Origin of the sequence: Pseudomonas sp. LPH60, assembly GCF_030718165.1 — a bacterium.
GTDB classification, from domain to species: domain Bacteria; phylum Pseudomonadota; class Gammaproteobacteria; order Pseudomonadales; family Pseudomonadaceae; genus Aquipseudomonas; species Aquipseudomonas danubii.
Map to the genome: position 1 here is coordinate 904,492 of NZ_JAVAJH010000001.1, position 18,936 is coordinate 923,427.

Below are 18,936 nucleotides of genomic sequence, written 5' to 3' on the forward strand. Positions count from 1 at the left end.
ACCCACTCACCACAGCAGCGGCTTGGCGAAGTCCTTCCAGAACAGCCAGCGCCGCAGCTCATGGTGCTCGCCGGTGCCGATCTGCCAGTCCGGTCGTCCGCTATCCAGGGCGATCTGGACGATGATCCCGGCATAGGTCGCGGCCACCAGGGTCTTGCCGTCGACGCTGATGTCCATGGCGGTGAGGGTCGAGCCGATGTAGTGCTGCCAGCGTTCTTCGCCGGTTTCACTGATGGCCCGCAGGTAACCGTAGGCGTCGCCGATGATGAACTCGTCGCCCCGTGAAGCCGCGGCATACACCCGGGCGCCTTCTTGCAGCACCGGGGTGCGCGGGTCGTCGCTGTAGAAGTCGGTGGAGAGCCCCGGCAGGTCGGCTACCGCCACCCCCACGCTGGCGCCGCCATAGAAGTGGCAGGCATTGAGCAGCAGGCGGTCGCCGCGCTGGTTGAAGTGAGCGAAGTGCGGGTACTCGCTGGCGGGGCCGATCTGCGCGACCTGTTGCAACCTCGCATCGAACACCAGGTGCATCCCGCTTTGCTCGCCGATGGCGATCCACTGGCCATCGGGCGACACCGCGCCATGTTCCATGCTCAGGCCGATGCTCAGGTCTTCGGCGGCGACGCCGTCGGCCAGGTCCTGCTGGATGTCCTCAAGGCTGCGCAGCAGGCGGGTGGCGCCATCGGCAGCCAGGACGAAGATGCCGTCGGCACTCACCAGCAGCACCCGGCGCCCGTCGGGGAAAGGGATCAGGCTGGTGGCAGAGGGGCGTCCGTTGTCTTCAAGCTCCAGACCTGCCGGCAGGCCGGTGTGAGGGGCGGGCCAGGGAAAGCTGGCCACCTGAGGCCCATTCCAGCCGTCAGTGACCTGGATGCCGTCGGCCCGGCCCCAGGCGAAATAACGCCGCTGCGGGCACATGCCGAAGCACTCCACCTGCTCCAGGGGCTGGATCCGCGCGTCGTCGATATGCACCACGAAGCCGGCCTCGTAGGGCGCGCCGATGCGTGCCAGCAGGCTACCGTCCGGCAACAGGGCCAGGGTCGGAATCATCCGCCCCTGGCTTTCCAGGCGTGGCGTCAGTGGGAAGTGTGCCGGTGGCCAGTCCTGGCGGAACGCCTGGCGCGCGGCCTCATCATGGGGGGGCTGATTGCTCGCTTCCAGGGCCGCTTGCCAGTCCTGCAACAGGTGCTCGGTGTCGGGCATGTTCGGTTCCTTCAAGCCCTTCCAGCCCTCGCGGGTGCCGGTTTCGACATAGTGGTTGATGTCGCGGGCATAGGTCAGCACGGCTTGCTGCCATTGCTGTTGCGGGGACAGGTTCGAATTCGACTGGGACATGCGCGCAGGACTCCTTGTGGCGCTGGAAAAGGCGTAGCAGACCGGGGGATGGACCGGAAAAGCGCGCAGTTTATCCCTTGGCGGCGGCTTTTTTTCAAGGGGCCTGAGTGCCCTTGTTCAAGGCGCCCGAGTCCTGCTGTTCAAGGCGCGTAGGTGCTGACCCGATTGCGCCCGGCGTGCTTGGAGGCGTACAGCGCCTGGTCGGCCCATTCGATCAGGCAACGGTGGTCCCGGGCCGGACGGTCGAGGCAGGCGATGCCCAGGCTGATGGTGAAGGCGATGGCCTGGCCGTTGTGGATCACCTGTTGTGCTTCCACCGACTGGCGCAGGCGCTCGGCCAGGGTGTGGGCACCGGCCAGATCGGTGTGGGGCAGGAGGATGGCGAACTCTTCGCCGCCATAACGCCCGGCCACATCGCTGTCGCGCACATGCTCGTGGATCAGTTGCGACACGCGTTTGATCACTGCATCGCCGGCCTGGTGCCCGTAGCGATCGTTGATCGACTTGAAGTGGTCGATGTCCAGCATCAGCAGGGCAATGGCGTTGCCGTGGCGGCTGTATTCGAACGCCAGGCGCTGTTCCCAGTGGCCGCGGTTGAACAGCTGGGTCAGGTGATCGACGCGTGACAGGTGCTGCAACTGCTGGTTGGCCTTCTGCAACGCCAGGCTGTTGATCGCCACGTCAGTGAGGTCGTAGATCACCAGGCAGACGTGATGGATCTCGCTGTTGGACGAACGCAGCGGCAGCAGCGTGGTGTTCTGGTACATGAACTCGCCCTGGCCGGTGATCGGCTGGTAGTTGTTGAAATGCACCAGGTATGGCCGTTGCTTCCAGATGGTGAAGGCCGGCGTGCCCAGGGCCACCACACGCCCGACCTTGCGGGTGAACCAGGGTCGCTCGACCTCGGGGAACAGCTCGAAAAAGGACTGGTCGATGGCCTGCTTGGACGGCACGCCGGAGCGGTTCTCCATGAAGCTGTTCCACACCTGGACCCGGCACTCCAGATCGAGCACCACGATCCCCACATCGATGCTCTGGACTACCGCCAGCAGCCAGTGCAGTTCACTGAAATCCATTCGTTTGGGCATGGCTCAATTCATCAGGTAGGCGAGCTTCTGTTCCAGCAAGGCCATGGAGCTCTCGGTGAACAGCAGCAACAGGTCGAAGTGGATGTTCTGTTCTTCCAGGCTGTAGCTGATCTCCACCGCTTGGGTCCTGTTCCAGCGTTGCTGGTTGAGCACGATCAATTCATCGATGGTGGTGTGTTCGCCGAGCACCTGGGGATGACCCACGGAAAAGAACACATCCAGCTGCTCGGCAATGCTGCTCAAGCAGGCACCGATCAACACGCTGGACAGGTCGATCAGCACTTCCATTTCCTGATAGGGATCGGTGCCCTGTTCCATCAGTTGGGCGATGTCGGCCACTTCCGAGTCGTAGAACATCAGCAGCGCTTCGCCGGCAATGCCGCTGCCGATATAGCTTTGGCAGATGGCAGTCAGTTGCCGGGCGCGATTGGCATCGGCCAGGAGCATCTGCAGTTCGCCGGCCTCCAGCACATTGACGTGAGGGATCGGCAGGTGCACGAACACGTCCAGGACCTTGGCGATCAGCGCCGCGGCGTAGCCCATGGAGACGTTGACGGTTTCCCGGAACGCGTCGCGAAAGGTCACCAGGGGGGGCGGCGAGAGGGGGGCGACGGGTGATGCGCCAGGGCTGTCCAGCAGTTGCAGTTCGTTGAGCAGTGCACGCAACTGCTGGGGATCGAAGGGCTTCTTCAGGAAGGCCCGGGCCCCCAGTTCGCGGGTGCGACGGACCGCTTCTTCCTGGACGTCGCCGGAGATGACGATGATCTGTGCGTCGATGCCTTCTTCCTGTACCGCACTCAAGACCTGGTAGCCGTCCATCACCGGCATGGTCAGGTCCAGCAACGCCACCTTGCCCAGCCCCCGGCGCAGGGCTTCCAGGCCTTCGCGGCCGTTGCAGGCCTGGGTCACGGACACCCGCCACTCGCTGGGCAAGGTCCGCAGCACCTGCTTGCGGGCCATGCTCGAGTCATCGCAGACGAGGAGAGGGATCATCGGGGTCGGACGCTCATTCGAAAAAACCGCCGTTGGATAACGTTCAGGAATATAACGAGTTGCCGCGCAATAAGGGTGGTGTAACGGGCTGTCCGTGCCGCGCCGCACTATAGTTCGGTCGGCAATGGAAGAACAAGTCGGCGTTCATTACGTTATTTGTTCCAGATCATTGTTCTGTGCATTGAACTGCAGAGCGAGTTGCAACTTTCGGCTGATATCAGTCTGTGCCTCGATGCGTTGTTCCCTTTGCATTGCTGGGTGAGTTCAGCGAGATGCTGAAAGATCGAAAGCCCCCATATAGAAAGGGTGGTTAAAGGTCAGCGAACCGTTGTGCCTGTTTTCTGGCGTTTGCAAAATGACACTTTGCAAGCAACTTTAAAATGCGGCCGTTCAATATGCTTGATGTACGAGCGGGTCAGGGACGGTGGTATGAAAGACGGCATATTCTGCTGCCGGAGGAGGGCATGAAAGTTTCGGCGCAACCGCTGTTCCGATACTCCGTACAGCCCGCTTATATGCAACAAAACCTTACCGTGGAATGCACTTCGATGATCGCTGCCAACCCTGTAGCCCTTGTTTCCCGCCGCCTATAGAGCACGAGGCACAGGCCCGGCCGGCCGGGCAAAAAAATGTCAGATTTTGAGTCCCGGCCTGGACCTTTTCCTGCAATGCGCAATCATTACTGCGTGGAAAACATAAGGAGAGACGCATGTTCATTCGGTCATTGACCCTCGCTACTCTGCTCGCTGTCGCCGGCCCGGTCCTGGCGGCCGACAACGACGGCCCATTGGCTCAGGACCTGGGCAAGTCACGGCCATTGATCGTGATCGCTCCCAGCACCGTGGACCCGACCCTGGTGAGCCTGAAGAAGTCCCTGGATGAGCCGGCGACCCGTCAAGCCTTCAACGAACGCAACATGGTCCTGTACACGGTGATCAACACCATCGGCCAGCGCGATGGCAAGGACATCGACCCGCAATCCACCATGGCCCTGATCCGCAGCCTCAAGCTGGGGGCGGGGGCCCAGACCAAGGTGATCCTGGTGGGCAAGGACGGCGAGAAAAAGCTCGAGCACTCCGGGAGCATCGAGCTCAAGGAAGTCTTCAGCGCGGTCGACCAGTTGCCGGCGGCAGAGAAACAGGCCGCGGCTCCAGCTCCGGCTCCCGAGCCGGAAACCAAACCGGCCAGTGCCAAGGCCGGCAAGGCGGCCAAGCCGGCGGCGCCCAAGCCGCTGGACGACTGAAATGCATAGCCGGCTAGCCCGGGGCAGGCGCTGCGCGCCCCGGAATTTGCCCAGCGTCATCGCGTCAGCCCTGGCGCGATGACAGCGCCTCGAGGGTCTGGCGCAGCCCGTCGACGATCATCTCCACTTCTGCGGCATCGATCACCAAGGGGGGCAGCAGGCGGATGGTCGTGCCCCGGGTGACATTGATCAGCAGGCCATGATCACGGGCAGCGATCTGCACCAACTGCTGGGCCGGCTGCACCAGCTCGATACCCACCATCAGCCCCTGCCCGCGAATCTCCCGTACCGCCGGATGTCCCGCCAGTTCCTCCCGCAACCGACCTAGCAACTGGGCGCCGCGTTGCTCGGCGTTAGTCAGCAACTGCTGTTCCTCGATGATGTCCAGCACGGTGCAGGCCGCCCGGCAGGCCAGGGGATTGCCGCCGAAGGTACTGCCATGGCTGCCTGGGGTGAACAGTTCGGCGGCCTTGCCCCGGGCCAGGCAGGCACCGATGGGAATGCCATTGCCCAGGCCCTTGGCCAGGGTCATCACGTCCGGTACCACGCCTTCGTGCTGACAGGCGAACCAGCGCCCGGTGCGGCCGATGCCGCTCTGGATCTCGTCGAGCATCAGCAGCCAGTTGCGCCGGGTGCACAGCTCACGCACGGCCTTGAGGTAGCCGGGCGCAGCCAGCTGGATGCCGCTTTCACCCTGGATCGGCTCCATCAGCACCGCGCTGATGCGCGGACCGTGCTTGGCAACGACCGATTCCAGGGCGGCCAGATCGCCGAACGGCACCTTGAGAAAACCGTCCGGCAACTGGCCGTAGCCCAGGCGCACTGCCGGGCCGTCGCTGGCGGCCAGGGTGGCCAGGGTCCGGCCATGAAAGGCGTTTTCCATGACCACCACCAGGGGCTGCTCGATGCCTTTGTGCCAGGCGTGCAGGCGCGCCAGCTTGAGGGCGGTTTCATTGGCTTCGGCCCCGGAATTGTTGAAGAACACCCGCTCCATGCCACTCAGCTGGGTCAGTTTGGCGGCCAGTTGCTGCTGCCAGTGGATGTCATAGAGGTTGGAACTGTGCAGCAGCAGGCCGGCCTGTTCGCGGATGGCGCTGACCAGGCGTGGATGAGAGTGGCCGACAGCGGTCACCGCGACTCCGGCGATGGCGTCCAGGTACTCACGCCCGGTCTGGTCCCAGAGGCGGCTGCCCAGGCCCTTGCAGAAGCTCAGGGCGAGGGGCTGGTAGGTGCTCATCAGGCAGGCGGCGGTCATGGCGGGTGACTCCATCTCAGGGGGTGTGCTGCCAGTATCGTTAGCCATTCAGGCTAGATAAACTCGCCATTTCTTTAATCATCTTGAAGTCAGGGTTGATAATGGATCTGTTCCAGGCAATGTCGGTGTACGTCAGGGTGGTGGAGGCGGGAAACATGACGGCCGCCGCCCGGGAATGCGCAATGTCCACCACCATGGTGGGCAATCACTTGCGGGCCCTGGAGCAGCGCCTTGGAGTGCGCCTGCTCAACCGCACGACGCGACGCCAGCGCCTTACCGAATTCGGCACCGAGTACTACCAGCGTTGTCTGGCGGTACTGGGCCTGGTAGCGGACTCCGAGCGCCTGGCGGAGCAGGCTCAAGGCGAGCCCTCCGGCACCTTGCGCATCACCGCGCCGCTGACCTTCGGCACCGAGCGCCTGGCTCCGGCCCTGAGCGAGTTCCGGGAGCGCTGTCCGCAGGTCAAGGTGGAACTGACCCTGGCCAATCAGCGTTTCGACTTGAGCGACGGCGCCTTCGATGTGGCCGTGCGTCTGGGCAACCTGGACAACTCAGCGCTGATTGCCCGGCCGCTGCAGGATTACACCCTGACCATCTGCGCCGCTCCGGAGTACCTGGAGCGTTGCGGCACCCCGCAGGTTCCCGAGGATCTGCAGCAGCACAACTGCCTGGCATTTGCCTACCCGGCCGGTGACGAGTGGAGTTCCACCGCCACGCAATGGCCATTGCGCGGGCCCGAGGGGGATGTGCTGATTCCGGTGTCCGGCTCGTTGCTGACCAACACTTCGTCCGGGTTGCACCGGGCGGCGCGGGGTGGGCTGGGGCTGGTGATGATGCCCGATGCGCTGGTGGAGGAGGACCTGCAGCAGGGCCGGCTGGTGCCGGTGCTGCAGGATTATCAGTTGCCGTTTCGGACGATGCACCTGCTGTATGCCCAGGACCGCTATCGCCTGCCCAAGCTGCGCAGCTTTGTCGACTTCGCCCTTGAGAAGTGGGGGCGTCAGGCCGACTCGGCGGCCAGCAACATCATTGCTGCCGACAGGGTGTGAGCGTCGGTGATCTGGCCGGCGGCGATCATCGCCAGCAACTCCTGGCGGCTGACCCACAGTACATGGTCCACCTCGCCATCGGTGGCGGTGGTCTGCTGTTCGGCGATTTCGACCTGACACACCGCCACCGCGCTGGCGATCAGCGAAGTGTTGCTGTGCAGCAAGCCCAGTTGGCGGACCTGCGATGCCTGCCAGCCGGTCTCTTCCAGCAGTTCCCGGGCCGCCGCGTCACAGGCGCTTTCACCGGCATCGATGGCGCCCCGGGGAAACTCGATGGACTGGCCACCAATGGCCCGGCGCTTGAGGTCCACCAGCATCAGCCGGCCATCGGCCAGGGTCGGTATGGCGACCACGCCGTTCACCGCCTGGGCTTCCTTGATGATGAAGTAGCCGTTTTCGCGGACTACCTTGAAGTACGGGGTTTGCAGCAGGCACTGGCTTTCGGTGACGGAACTCATGGGCGGCATTACTCCAGAAAACAACGATCGAACAGGTACAACTCGGTGGGCTTGAGGCTTTCCACTGTGGCCTGAGGGCGGCCGCCATCGCCGCTTTTCTTGCGTCCGGTTTCCTGCAGGTAGCCGGCTTCGCTCATCTTCAGCAAGCGCTGGCGGATGCTGGTCTTGAGCACCGGCCGTTGCAGCACCAGGGAGAAGATGCTCACCGCCTCGGGGGCGCTGAATTCCTGGCCGAGAAACATCAGCGGCAGGCTGCTGTACAGGGATTTGGAAAACAGCCGCTCCCGTGTCTGGGCCACCAGGCTGTTGTGGTCGAACGGCAACTTGAAGGCGCCGCTGGCCACCTCGCCAAGGGCAAAGAAACCCTGCTGCGGGCCGGGCTGCACCGGGTCGCTGACGATCCCCAGGTAGAAGGTCGAGGACGACCAGCAGCGCGGGTCGCGGAAGGCGTCGCCGACGGTGCCCACCTGTTCCAGCCAGGCCAGGGGCATGTCCACTTTGCTTGATCGGCGCAGGCGTTCCACCGCGTCATTCAGGCTGCGGTCCTCGACATCGCCGTTGACCACGATGCCCGGCAGCGCCCAGTGTCCGGCAAATGGCTCGCTGTCCCGCTGGTGAAGGAGGATTTCCAGCTCGCAGCGCTCGCGGTTGTAGCGCAACAGGCACAGGTCGATGGTGTGCAGGTAGGCGCTGGGGAGGGTGGTGCGGTCTTGCATATCAACTTCCGTGGACGGCGTAGAGGCCGTAGTTTAGCGGATTCAGGCCCGGTGCCAGCCACTGCTTGGGCGGTGTTTCGCCCCGGGCCAGGCACTGGCGCAACACGCTGCTGCGCACTCCGGGTTGTTCCTCGATGCAGAGGATGGAAAAGCGTTGCAGCAATTCTTCGCCGCGATGGAACCTGGGCAACTGCCGCGCCACGTCTTCACCCACCACCAGGGCGATGCGCTTGCCATCCAGGGCCAGGTCGTCGGCCAGGCGTTGCAGCAGGGTGAAGCTGTAGACCGGACCCGGGTCGGCCAGGGCCAGCTGGCGCTCCAGGCGGCTGACCGCCAGCTCGGCCTGGCACTCGGGCTGCAAGTGCGTGGTGATCGCTTGCAACCAGTTGGCCCGTTGCTCGAAATCGGCCATGCGCTTGCCATCCGGGTGGCGAAAGCTCGGGACTACCAGTACCCGGCGGGCGTGGCGAGCGGCTTCGAGCATCACCTGGGCGTGTCCGGCGTGGGGCGGGTTGAAGGCGCCGCCATAGAGGGCCAGTTCAAACATCTGCTTTTCCTCGTTTGGTACATGACGTGTACCTTAGCATTGCTTTTGTCGGCGGAGAATCTCCTTTGCACCTTGCTAGTGCAGATTGATTGAAGATCGACTGATAAAAATAAAATCCATAGGGGGCTTGCCATGAAAGTACATGACATGTACTTTGTGCTCCATGCAGAGGAGAGACCCAGCATGAACAGCCAAACGATGAAGACCGCTTCCTTCGATGTCGATGCACAAAAGAGCTTTACCCCGCTGTGCCCGAACGAGTTGCCTGTGGCCGAAGGCGATCGCATCGGCGGCGAGCTGAATTTCATGGCGACCCTGGCCAGCCTGCGCATCGGCAGCAAGGACGCCCACAGCCCCCAGGCTCCCTGGGTGGTGGCCGAGCACGCACAGATGCTCCAGCCCACCGGCCTGGAACACGCCGACCTGACCTGGGTCAGCCACTGCGTACCGGGCACCGCAGGCTTCACCCTGCTGGACGAGTTGCCCACGCCGTACGACTACGACTACTTCGTGTGGAAGGGCGTGGAGCCGGACCTGCACCCCTATGGCGCCTGCTATCACGACCTGCACGGCAAGCTGTCCACCGGGGTCATCGAGTACCTCAACAGCCAGGGCGTGCAACAAGTCATCGTCGGCGGCCTGGCCCTGGATTTCTGCGTCAAGACCACCGCCCTGCAACTGGCCGCCGCCGGCTTCAAGGTGATCATTCACCTGCCGGCCTGTCGCGCCATCAGCGCCGAGGGTGCTACCCAGGCGATCGACGACATGCAACGAGCGGGCATCGCGGTGGCCGCGACCCGCGAAGCAACCGCCAGACTGGCCAAGGCCTGAGGAGTCATCATGGAAAGTGCATTCGACCGTAACAACGGCGTGATTCAGAGCCTGCTGGACACCGACTACTACACCTTCACCATGATGCAGGCGGTGCTGCACCAGCACCCCAATGTCGATGTGGAATATCAGTTCATCGTCCGCTCCAAAGAGTCCCTGGTGCACCTGATCCCCGAGATCCGCCAGGAACTGGAAAAGCTTGCCGGCCTGCAGATGCGCGAAGGCGAACAGCGCTTTTTGTTCAACAAGCGCTTTCGTGAGTACCTGACCCCGGACTTCGAACAGTTCCTCGGCCTGTTCCGCTTCAACCTGCGCTACATCCACGTGGCGGCGGTCGACGGCCAACTGAGCATCCGCGTCCGTGGTCCGATGCTGCACTGCATCATGTTCGAGCAGCCGGTGCTGGCCATGGTCAGCGAGTTGCGCAACCGCGATAAGTACCCCGAGGTGGAGCTTGAGGATGTCACTCGCCGGCTCTACCAGAAGTTTGAATGGCTGGAGAAAAACGCCAGCCGCGACGAGCTTGCCGAGTTCCGCGTTTCGGATTTTTCCACCCGCCGGCGCCTGTCGTTCAAGGCCCAGCGCGAAGTGGTGAAGATCATGCGCAGCGACTTTCCCGGGGTCTTCGTCGGCACCAGCAATGCCCACCTGGCCTACGAGTTCGACCTGCCGCTGATCGGCACCATGGCCCACCAGTGGCTGATGGTGCACCAGCAACTGGGGCGGTTGCGGGAGAGCCAGAGCGCCGCCCTGGAGAATTGGGTGCACGAGTATCGCGGACGCCTCGGCATCGCCCTGACCGACTGCATCAGCACCGACTTCTTCCTCAAGGATTTCGACCTGTACTTCGCCAAGCTCTACGACGGCCTGCGCCAGGATTCCGGGGACCCGCTGCTCTGGGCCGACAAGGTCCTGGCCCGCTACCGCGAACTGGGCATCGACCCACGGACCAAGGACCTGATGTTCTCCGATGGCCTGAACTTCGAGAAATGCCTGCCGATCCTGCGCCACGTGCGTGGCCAGGCCAGGTTCGGTTTCGGCATGGGCACCAGCCTGGCTTGCGACGTCGAAGGCGTCGAGCCGCTGAGCATCGTGATGAAGCTGGTGCGGGTGCATGGCGAGCCGGTGGTGAAGTTCTCCGACGACCCGATCAAGAACGTCTGCGAAGACCCGTCGTTCCTGCGCTACGCCGCCCAGGTGTTCAACGTCGATCTTGCCCACTCGCCCCTGGAGGCCTGACATGAGCAACCCAACCCAAGAACGTATCGCCCGGGAACTGGGCATCGACCGGCAACTGGTGCGCGGTGGCGAGGCCGCCGAGATCGCCCGGCGCGTGGACTTTATCCAGCAGGTGCTGCGCGAGTCCGGGTGCGGCAGCCTGGTGCTGGGCATCAGCGGCGGGGTGGACTCCCTGACCGCCGGCCGCCTGTGCCAACTGGCGGTGGAGCAACTGCGCGGGGCAGGGCATGAGGCCCGCTTCATCGCCATGCGCCTGCCCTACAAGAACCAGGCGGACGAAAGCGATGCCCAGGCGTCCCTGGACTTCATTCGCCCGGACAGCGTCAGTACCTGCAACATTGCCGACAGCGTCGATGGAATGATGAGCCAGGTGCGGATCGACGGCTTGCAACCCTCGGCGGCCCTCACGGACTTTGCCAAGGGCAACGTCAAGGCCCGGGCGCGGATGATCGCGCAGTACGCCGTGGCCAACTTCAGCAATGGCCTGGTGGTGGGCACCGACCACGCTGCCGAGGCCCTGATGGGCTTCTTCACCAAGTACGGCGACGGCGCCTGCGACCTGGCCCCGTTGTCGGGCCTGACCAAGACCCAAGTGCGGCTGCTGGCCGATGCCCTCGGCGCGCCAGGCCATCTGGTGCACAAGGCGCCCACTGCGGACCTGGAGGAACTGGCTCCGGGCAAGCTGGATGAAACGGCTTATGGTTGCAGCTACGAAGAAATCGATGCCTACCTGATGGGCCAACCGGTGCCCGATAGCGTGCGCCAACTGATTGAAAGCGCCTACCGGCGCACCGCTCACAAACGCGCCTTGCCCCGCAGTCCCGCCTGAGCCGACGCCTTCGCCGGCAAGCCGGCTCCTACTCCATCACCCCCGGCCGTAGGAGCTGGCTTGCCAGCGAACAACCGCGCTAGCCAAGCGCGGCCACCCGCCCTTCAATCCGGCCATTTCCTCAAGCTCGCCCGGCATTCTTCAATCAGCTCGGGCATATGCTCGCGCACGTCCTGCCAACCCAGCATGCCCAGCAACTCGCGCGCTTCCTGGCGCAGGGGCAGCCATTGCGGGTGTTTGAAGCCGTTGTCCTCCAGCGTTACCCCGTAGGCCTCTCGGCACAGCGCTTCACAGCCGCTCAACAGGGTTTGCAGGCGCGGGTGCAGAGTGGGCGCCAGGTACGCCGGAAAGTGCTTCACGAAGCCCTCGAGATAATCCAGGTGGTTGGACCACAGGCCACACTCGGCGCAGCAGCCGACCTCCGTGCGCTGGCGGTCGGCCTCCGAGGCCAGGAACTCCAGGGCCGGGCCCAGCTCTCCCAGCAGGATGATCTTTCGGTACTCGTCCTGGCCGTACCAGGTCCAGACATTCGAGGCGAGGGGCGCGCAGCAGTGCGACGGTGATTCACTCATGCTGTCCACCTTTATCCTGCGTTGTCGGCGCGGGCTGCCAGCCCTCGGGCCAGCGGTCGCTGAACGAATGGCTGTGCGGCATCAGCGCCGGGTCGCGGTTGTCGTCGAAGCAGCCCAGGAGCAAGGCAATGGTCGGTTGATCATCGATGGCCCCCAGGGAGCTGCCGCAGGCCCGGCAGAAGGCTCGGCTCGAATAGTCCGAAGACCTGAAGGTCGCCGGAGCGCCGGCGGGGCCGGTCCAGGTCACCTGGGTGCTGGGGAACTCGACCCAGGCCAGGGTCAGGGCGCCGCTGTGGCGCTGGCACAGTTTGCACGAGCAGGTATGGGGATTGGCGGCAGGCCCTCGGGCCTCGAAGCGAATCTGCCCGCACAGGCAGCCGCCCCGGTACAGGCTGGCAGTCATCAGCGTGGGTTCTCCTGAGGAATCAAACGGTCCTTTTCCAAGTCATGCAGCAGTTCATCGAGCATCTGTCTGCGGCTTTCGACCTGCACCGGCGGAACATACCAGGCCGCTACGCTATAGCCTTCACGGCGGTAGTCGTAGGTCTTGAGCAGTTGGCCGTCCTTGAGCAGGCTGCCGCGCAAGTTGCTCTGGTAGGAGTAGGGCATGGGGAAGGTCAGCAGGGTGATGGCATTCAACGCGCCAAGCAACCCCGCGCTCTTGCCGCCTGGCTCGCTGATCAGCAGGCGGTAGCCGCTGCGGCTGTAGCCACCATCGAGAAAGGAGAAGGCTCCGGTTTGACGCAGGGCGGCGATGGTTTCCCGTTGCTCCTGTTCGTCGAAGCGACTTTTCACCGGGCCCAGGTCCAGGGTCAGCGGTACATAGGGATGTTGGCTGCGGTAGTCCAGCGGTGCCATTCGGGTGCCACAACCGGTGATGATCAGTGCGCTGCACAGCAGGGTGGTCAAACCTATGGGGTTCATTGGGCCTGACTCGCGGTTGGCAACAGTTGATCCTGACGCAGATCGCCAGCAAAGGCGCGGGCGATGCGCTGGATATTCTGTTCTTGCATTTCACCGCCTTGATCCAGCAACCAGGTGTATTTATGCGTCAGGTTGCGATAGCTGTAGCGCTTGAGGAGCTTGCCCTCGTGCAGCAGGCTGATGTCGGTGTGGGTGTCGATGCCATTGGAGAGCGGCATCAGGAACAGAGTGGCGGCACTGAGGAAGATCAACGGCATTGGCGGCATGTCCCGCTCGGACTTGAACTGAATGCGGGCGCTGTAGTCGCCAGCTTGTCCGGCGCCGGTCTGGACATCTGCGAACACCCCGGTGGCACGCAAGGCGTTACGTAACTCAGCGGCGCGCAATGGGTCATCGACCATCACATGCAGGGGCATCAAATAGGCTTGGCCATCCGTCAGCGGACGGTCCGGCAAGGTGTCGGTTGCCGTGCAGCCCGCGAGCAGCAGGAGGGCGCAAAGGGTCAGGCAGGATTTCATGGATGAATCTCCGCAGTGGCGTTGGCTGGGCTGGTTTGCTTGTCGACGGGAAGGATGAAGGGCTTGGCCTTGTCCAGATCCAGCGGCATCCATTGCAGGTCCGGCAGCCCCGGCACCTGGCGCTGGGCAATCACGGCGTCACGGGGCATCTGATTGCTCCAAGCCAAGAAGCACTGGGTCACTTGGCTGCAGACCGAGCGAAACTCGCCGATGTAATACGCCTTGCCCGCCTCCAGGCGCAGCGGCAGTACGAACTCTTCGCGCGCTTCCTGGGATTGCAGGCGTGAGCCGAGCCCCGGGGTGTAGACCATGGACCAGAACTGGAAGTTGTAGAACTCGTAATCACCCGGTTTGAGCGGCATGACAAATACACTGCCGGCTGCGCGGGGTTCATGGATGTCCTCAGGCGTTGGCCGTGGGTCGCCCTCCCAGAGTGCCGCGGCGCCATTGATTGAGCCGCGCTTGCGAATCAGCAGGCGCAGGTTGGTGGCGGCACCGCCGCCGCCCAGGTACTGCGGGCCAATAGCGCCCACCAGATAGGTCGTGGGTTCGTTGGCTGCGGGTTGCAGAGGGGCGCTGACGATGGCGGCGGGTTGGCTGATGCAGCCAGAAATTATGCTGGTGGCCAGCAGCAAGGACGAAGCCTTGAGTACGCGGAACATGGGGAACCCTGAAAGTGACTTTGGACAAGGCGCAGGCAGGGAGGGAGGCATGAGTGTCTGTACATGGCCTTCCCTGGCGCCGCTCGTGAGCGGCGCGATGGTACGGAATCGGTTGGGCTTTGGGTAGTTGCGGCCAGTGACAATGACCAGAGGGGGGCCTATTGACCGAACCCTCAGCGCAGTTTCTCCAGCATCTGGTAGTACCACATGCCCGCCGCCAGCATCGGGTTGCCCAACTGGTCGCCAAAGGGCACGCGGATGTGTCGGCAGGCGGCGAAGGTGTCGTAGTGGCCGAGGTGGCCGGTCAGGGCTTCGGCCATGATCTCGCCCATGATGTGGCTGGTGGCCACGCCGTGCCCGGAGTAGCCCTGACAGTACCAGACGTTGTCCGAGAGCTTGCCCAGTTGCGGGATGCGGTTGATCACGATGCCCATGGCGCAACTCCACTGGAAGTCGATCCCCACGCCCTTGAGCGCCGGGAAGGTGCGTTCGATGCACGGGCGCAGTTCGCCGGCGATGTCCCGCGAGTCCTTGCCGCTGTAGTTGGCGCCGCCGCCGAACAGCAGGCGGCCGTCGGCGGTCATGCGGTAGTAGTCGAGGACGAAGCGGCAGTCGTAGACCGCCAGGTCTTCGGGGTTCAGGCGCTTGGCCAGGTCGCCCAACGGCTCGGTGGTGACGATGCCGCCCATGGCCGGGAAGATCTTGCCCTTGAGCTTCTTCGGCTCCAGCTTGTGGTAGACGTCGCCGGCCAGCAGCACTTGCTTGGCGTTGATTCGGCCTTGGGCGGTGATCACTGCCGGGTGTTCGCCGTGGACGATCTGCAGCACTTCGCTGTGCTCGAAAATCAGCGCCCCCAGGCTTTCGGCGGCCCGGGCTTCGCCGATGCACAGGTTCAGCGGGTGCAGGTGCAGGTTGCGGGTGTTCTTGATCGCGCCGTGATAGAGGTCGCTTTCCAGCAGGCCGCGCACCTGGGCCCGGTCCAGCAGGCTGACTTCGTCGCCCATGCCGCGGCGCAGCGCTTCGTCGTAGTCGGCGCGCAGGCCGGGCAGGTGGCTGGGCTTGTAGGCCGCGTGCAGGTGGCCGTGCTTGAGGTCGCAGGCGATGGCGTATTTCTCGACCCGTTGCTGGATGATCCGGTGTCCGCGCCAGCGCAGGTTCCAGATGAAATCGTCGACCTCGTCGCCCAGTTCGCGGCGCATCTGCTTGCGCATGGCCGCATCGCCGGAAAGGCTGCCGGTGACCTGGCCACCGTTGCGCCCGGTGGCGCTCCAGCCGATCTTGTGGCTTTCGACGATGGCGACTTTCAGGCCGCGTTCGGCCAATTCCACCGCGCTGGCGACGCCGGTGAAGCCGCCGCCGATGATCACCACATCCACCTGATGGCTGCCTTGCAGGGTCGGGTAATGGGTTTCCTGATTCAGGGTGGCGCTGTAGTAGCTGGGGCAGCGCTCGGCTGCCGGGGTCCGCGGATCGAAGGCGGCTGTCATTGAAAAATCCTCGTGGAAAAAACAACCGGCTGCTGCGTGGGGGCAGCGGCCAGCGCTTCAGCAACTGTCGATGATCTGCCGGGCGCAGCTCAGGTCCGGCAAAGCGGTTTCAGGCCGCCTTGCCCATGAGTCCAGCACCGCAGATCGTTTCTGCGGCTCAGGCCTGGGTCAGGTACCAGCGCCAGTCCTGCTCGCCGACTTCGGCCATGAACTGGCGGTATTCGGCACGCTTGACCGCCAGGTACACGCCGAGGAACTCATGGCCCAGGGCATCCCGGGCCCAGGCCGATTGCTCCAGGGCGATCAGCGAGGTCAGCCAGTCGGTGGGCAGCAGCTCGGTGGCCTGGGCGTAGCCATTGCCCTGCACCGGATCGCCCGGATCGAGCTGTTCGCGCAGGCCACGATGGACGCCGGCGAGGATCGCCGCCGCCGCAAGATAAGGGTTGGCATCGGCGCCGCAGATGCGGTGTTCGATGTGCCGACTGTTGGCCGGGCCACCGGGCACCCGCAGGCTCACGGTGCGATTGTCGACGCCCCAGGTCGGCGCGAGGGGCGCGTAGCTGTTGGCCTGGAAGCGCCGGTAGGAGTTGGCGTTGGGGCAGAACAGCAGCAGCGATTCCAGCAGGGAAGCGAGCATCCCGCCCACCGCCTGGCGCAGCAGCGGGGTGCCGGCCGGGTCCTCGGAGGCGAACAGGTTACGGCCCGCCGCATCGGCAATGCTCACGTGCATGTGCATGCCGGTGCCGGCCAGGTGATCGAACGGCTTGGCCATGAAGGTGGCCTGCATCCCGTGCTTGTGAGCCACGGCCTTGACCAGGCGCTTGTAGCGCACCGCCTGGTCCATGGCCTGCAGGGCATCGCCGTGTTCCAGGGTGATTTCCACCTGGCCCGGGGCGTATTCGGAGATCGCCGTGCGTGCTGGAATACCTTGCAGTTTGCAGGCGGCGTAGAGATCGGCGAGGAACGGCTCGATCTGCTCCAGCTCGCGCAGGCCATAGACCTGGGTGCTGCGCGGACGACCGCCGTCGGCGTCCAGGGCCGGTTGCGGTCGGCCGTTGCCGTCACGCTTGGCGTCCAGCAGGTAGAACTCCAGCTCGCAGGCCATCACCGGGTGGTAACCCTCGGCCTTGAGGCTGTCGATCACCTTGATCAGCAGGTGGCGCGGGTCGGCGATGCTGGCGGGCATGCCCTCTTGCGGATGCATGCTGACCTGCACCGCCGCGGTGGGAATCTGCCGCCAGGGCAGGCGCACCAGGCTGCCGGCCAGCGGGTAGGCGCGGCAGTCGATATCACCGACGTCCCACACCAGGCCGGAGTTCTCCACGTCGTCGCCGTTGAGAGTCAGGCCGAGGATGGTGCTGGGCAGGGGCCGGCCGCTTTCATACACCGCCAGCAGTTCTTCGCGGTGCAGCAGCTTGCCTCGGGGCACGCCGTTGGCGTCGAGGATGAACAGCTCGATCATGTCGATGTCAGGGTTGGCGGCCAGGAAGTCACGGGCTTCGTCGAGGGCGGCAAATTTCATCAGGATTCTCGCTTGCGCCATTGGGGCGCGCAGGTTTTCAGGTCCTGCAACAACGCCGTGTGCGGCTCGGTTGCAAGGGCAGAAATCAGTTCTGGGGCGTTACGCGCAGAGGCGCGCGATCAGGCCGCAGGCGAGCGATCCGGAGGACGTGAGGAGTGGCGCAGACGGGAGCGGCACAGGGCCATGGGCAGGTTGACCATTAGCTTCATGGGCAGGACCTGCCCAGCAAGTACAAGCCGATAACGGCGGCGCGGTCCTCATGAACCTCACGAGGCGTGGCGGGGCGTGAGCGGGGCAGCGAGAACCGAGCGTCGACATCACCACCGCGGCCACTGTGCAGGGGCGCGGGAACTGATCTGTCGAATCCGTGAAACGGGCTCAGGGGGTACATCGCCGGGTGATCTCGCTGTCGAGTTCGTTGTAGTTATTGGTTATGGGAACCGGGCGCTGCTGGGGCAGAGCAATGGAGCCGTTGTCCCAGGGCGGATCAATACTGCAAGAATCCGTCCGCCAATGTAAGGGGGGTAAACGGCTCCAGTGCCCTGGCGGGTGCCCTGCACCCACGGGGAGAGGTGCGAGCTAGAGCGGTGCTTTCTGGTTGCCAGAAGTGTCTGATTTTTTTTACAGAACCCCAGTAGACACCGGGCACAGGTGCCGGCAGCCCCTGTCGGCGGTGCATGAGGCCCGGGGCTTCAGCTCGGGCCGGCGTTCGCTAGGCTCTGTACGAAAAGTTTCAAGACGAAGGTCAGGCAAGGCGAAAACGGTCGAGGAACGGCCGGGGTCGCGTTCGACTTTACGGGGTGTAAATGAGCCTTCCGATCGGACTCGCGCACGAGGCCGTTTTCCACGCAGCATCACCGAGTATCAAGGCTCTTCGTACAAAGCCTAGGGATCGACCGACTCTGCCTGGTGCCGTACCACCGGCGCTGCATGGCTGGCTGGCAGGTGAGGGGATGCTTGCGTCGCTCCCCGCTCAACGATCTTCATCGCCCGTACATCGCAGCCCAGGTTCGAACAGATGTAGTCGAATGCCTTGACCGGGTCGCAGGTTGTGCCGCAGGTAAAAATGTCGAGAAACAGCGCGCCATGCTCGGGGTAGGTGTGGAAGGAGGCATGGGACTCCTCCAGCATCACCAGGACCGTTGCGCCTTGTGGCTCGAAGCGTTTTGTCAGCGTGCCACAGACCGTCGCGCCGGCTTCGGCGGAAGCGGCACACAGCAGTTGGGTCAAGGCATCCAGGTCATTGAGCTTTTCGGGGGCGATCTGATAGAGCTCGCCCAGCGTGTGCCTGCCAAAAAAAGCATTGGCGTTCGGGTTCATAGGACTTCCCTGTTTCGACACCAGTACGGATGGCGCGGGTCGGTGAGTGACAGGCTGCGCAGGCCTGATTGCAGGCGCCGATGATGGGATAGCCGGTACTCGATTTCCAGGCAAATTGCCGGCGGGTTATTTGAGTATGTAAGAGGTTGATACCAATTGTTTCGCAGGCCCTGGCGGAGCGATCAGCACCTGGCGCGCAGGCCCCGAGGCAAGGCGGCGCACGGCACCGGCAATGATTCATGGGCCTTGATCAACTCACTCATCGGTTCAGCTATCGCCATCGGCAGGCGTCGCCGTGCTGTCCGGGGGCGAATCTGTTCCTTTATTAGTTTCTGGAAATATCGATTCATA

Annotated in this window: 20 protein-coding genes; 5 read left to right on the forward strand and 15 right to left on the reverse strand. The window is 63.8% G+C overall.

Features of this window, described 5'->3' with window-relative positions; genetic code table 11:
- Positions 1 to 6 precede the first annotated feature (6 nt).
- From Q8O96_RS04140 to Q8O96_RS04150, 3 genes are all read right to left on the reverse strand, one after another.
- Complete coding sequence (locus tag Q8O96_RS04140) at positions 7 to 1,332, reverse strand: hypothetical protein (protein WP_305948419.1); 1,326 nt, start codon at positions 1,330 to 1,332, stop codon at positions 7 to 9.
- A 140-nt stretch (positions 1,333 to 1,472) separates the two neighbouring features.
- Positions 1,473 to 2,420: a sensor domain-containing diguanylate cyclase gene (locus Q8O96_RS04145; protein WP_102864309.1), complete on the reverse strand. Its 948-nt coding sequence runs from the start codon at positions 2,418 to 2,420 to the stop codon at positions 1,473 to 1,475.
- Positions 2,421 to 2,423: 3 nt separating this feature from the next.
- Positions 2,424 to 3,413 (reverse strand): response regulator, encoded by a 990-nt coding sequence (locus Q8O96_RS04150; RefSeq protein ID WP_102864310.1) that lies wholly within the window; start codon positions 3,411 to 3,413, stop codon positions 2,424 to 2,426.
- Positions 3,414 to 4,122: 709 nt separating this feature from the next.
- On the opposite strand from Q8O96_RS04150, the gene Q8O96_RS04155 reads away from it, so the two are divergent.
- On the forward strand, positions 4,123 to 4,656 hold the full coding sequence (locus tag Q8O96_RS04155; RefSeq protein WP_305948420.1) for a DUF4174 domain-containing protein: 534 nt from the start codon (positions 4,123 to 4,125) through the stop codon (positions 4,654 to 4,656).
- Positions 4,657 to 4,720: 64 nt separating this feature from the next.
- Here Q8O96_RS04155 and Q8O96_RS04160 read toward each other — a convergent pair whose 3' ends face one another.
- Entirely contained in the window at positions 4,721 to 5,911 is a 1,191-nt protein-coding gene (locus Q8O96_RS04160; protein WP_305948421.1) for an aspartate aminotransferase family protein, read from the reverse strand.
- Positions 5,912 to 6,012: 101 nt separating this feature from the next.
- Here Q8O96_RS04160 and Q8O96_RS04165 point away from each other — a divergent pair, with 101 nt between their 5' ends.
- Positions 6,013 to 6,960 (forward strand): LysR family transcriptional regulator, encoded by a 948-nt coding sequence (locus tag Q8O96_RS04165; RefSeq protein WP_305948422.1) that lies wholly within the window; start codon positions 6,013 to 6,015, stop codon positions 6,958 to 6,960.
- On the opposite strand, the gene Q8O96_RS04170 is transcribed toward Q8O96_RS04165, so the two are convergent.
- From Q8O96_RS04170 to Q8O96_RS04180, 3 genes are read right to left on the reverse strand one after another with little or no spacing between them, the layout of a single operon-like run.
- Entirely contained in the window at positions 6,912 to 7,418 is a 507-nt protein-coding gene (locus tag Q8O96_RS04170) for an NUDIX hydrolase (RefSeq protein ID WP_102864314.1), read from the reverse strand. The two genes, Q8O96_RS04165 and Q8O96_RS04170, sit on opposite strands and share 49 nt — an antisense overlap.
- 8 nt (positions 7,419 to 7,426) lie before the next feature.
- On the reverse strand, positions 7,427 to 8,134 hold the full coding sequence (locus tag Q8O96_RS04175; RefSeq protein ID WP_305948423.1) for an NUDIX hydrolase: 708 nt from the start codon (positions 8,132 to 8,134) through the stop codon (positions 7,427 to 7,429).
- Between the two features lies 1 nt (position 8,135).
- Complete coding sequence (locus Q8O96_RS04180; RefSeq protein ID WP_060843262.1) at positions 8,136 to 8,681, reverse strand: adenylyltransferase/cytidyltransferase family protein; 546 nt, start codon at positions 8,679 to 8,681, stop codon at positions 8,136 to 8,138.
- 183 nt (positions 8,682 to 8,864) lie between these two features.
- Here Q8O96_RS04180 and Q8O96_RS04185 point away from each other — a divergent pair, with 183 nt between their 5' ends.
- The 3 genes from Q8O96_RS04185 to nadE are packed head-to-tail and all read left to right on the forward strand — an operon-like array spanning position 8,865 to position 11,580.
- Complete coding sequence (locus Q8O96_RS04185) at positions 8,865 to 9,512, forward strand: isochorismatase family protein (RefSeq protein WP_110595813.1); 648 nt, start codon at positions 8,865 to 8,867, stop codon at positions 9,510 to 9,512.
- A gap of 9 nt (positions 9,513 to 9,521) precedes the next feature.
- Entirely contained in the window at positions 9,522 to 10,751 is a 1,230-nt protein-coding gene (pncB, locus tag Q8O96_RS04190; protein WP_305948424.1) for a nicotinate phosphoribosyltransferase, read from the forward strand.
- 1 nt (position 10,752) lies between these two features.
- Positions 10,753 to 11,580 carry an ammonia-dependent NAD(+) synthetase gene (gene nadE / locus Q8O96_RS04195; RefSeq protein WP_305948425.1) on the forward strand — a complete coding sequence of 276 codons (828 nt, stop codon included), beginning with the start codon at positions 10,753 to 10,755 and terminating at the stop codon, positions 11,578 to 11,580.
- Between the two features lie 104 nt (positions 11,581 to 11,684).
- Here the strand turns inward: nadE and Q8O96_RS04200 are convergent, their stop codons facing one another.
- The 8 genes from Q8O96_RS04200 to speD form a co-directional block, all read right to left on the reverse strand.
- Positions 11,685 to 12,152, reverse strand: a complete 468-nt coding sequence (locus Q8O96_RS04200; protein WP_250330420.1) for a hypothetical protein — start codon at positions 12,150 to 12,152, stop codon at positions 11,685 to 11,687.
- A complete protein-coding gene (locus Q8O96_RS04205) occupies positions 12,145 to 12,555 on the reverse strand; it encodes a GFA family protein (protein ID WP_102864320.1) in 411 nt (136 codons plus the stop codon). The genes Q8O96_RS04200 and Q8O96_RS04205 overlap by 8 nt, the downstream gene beginning before the upstream one ends.
- On the reverse strand, positions 12,555 to 13,076 hold the full coding sequence (locus tag Q8O96_RS04210; protein ID WP_060838787.1) for a hypothetical protein: 522 nt from the start codon (positions 13,074 to 13,076) through the stop codon (positions 12,555 to 12,557). The genes Q8O96_RS04205 and Q8O96_RS04210 overlap by 1 nt, the downstream gene beginning before the upstream one ends.
- Positions 13,073 to 13,594, reverse strand: a complete 522-nt coding sequence (locus Q8O96_RS04215) for a hypothetical protein (RefSeq protein ID WP_060838788.1) — start codon at positions 13,592 to 13,594, stop codon at positions 13,073 to 13,075. Before Q8O96_RS04215 ends, Q8O96_RS04210 begins: the two co-directional genes overlap by 4 nt.
- Positions 13,591 to 14,256, reverse strand: coding sequence for a hypothetical protein (locus tag Q8O96_RS04220; RefSeq protein ID WP_305948426.1), 666 nt, complete (start codon positions 14,254 to 14,256; stop codon positions 13,591 to 13,593). The genes Q8O96_RS04215 and Q8O96_RS04220 overlap by 4 nt, the downstream gene beginning before the upstream one ends.
- A 173-nt stretch (positions 14,257 to 14,429) precedes the next feature.
- Entirely contained in the window at positions 14,430 to 15,743 is a 1,314-nt protein-coding gene (locus Q8O96_RS04225; protein ID WP_305948427.1) for an FAD-binding oxidoreductase, read from the reverse strand.
- Positions 15,744 to 15,900: 157 nt separating this feature from the next.
- A complete protein-coding gene (locus tag Q8O96_RS04230) occupies positions 15,901 to 17,265 on the reverse strand; it encodes a glutamine synthetase family protein (protein ID WP_305948428.1) in 1,365 nt (454 codons plus the stop codon).
- A gap of 885 nt (positions 17,266 to 18,150) precedes the next feature.
- Entirely contained in the window at positions 18,151 to 18,585 is a 435-nt protein-coding gene (speD, locus tag Q8O96_RS04235; RefSeq protein WP_102864325.1) for an adenosylmethionine decarboxylase, read from the reverse strand.
- Positions 18,586 to 18,936 lie beyond the last annotated feature (351 nt).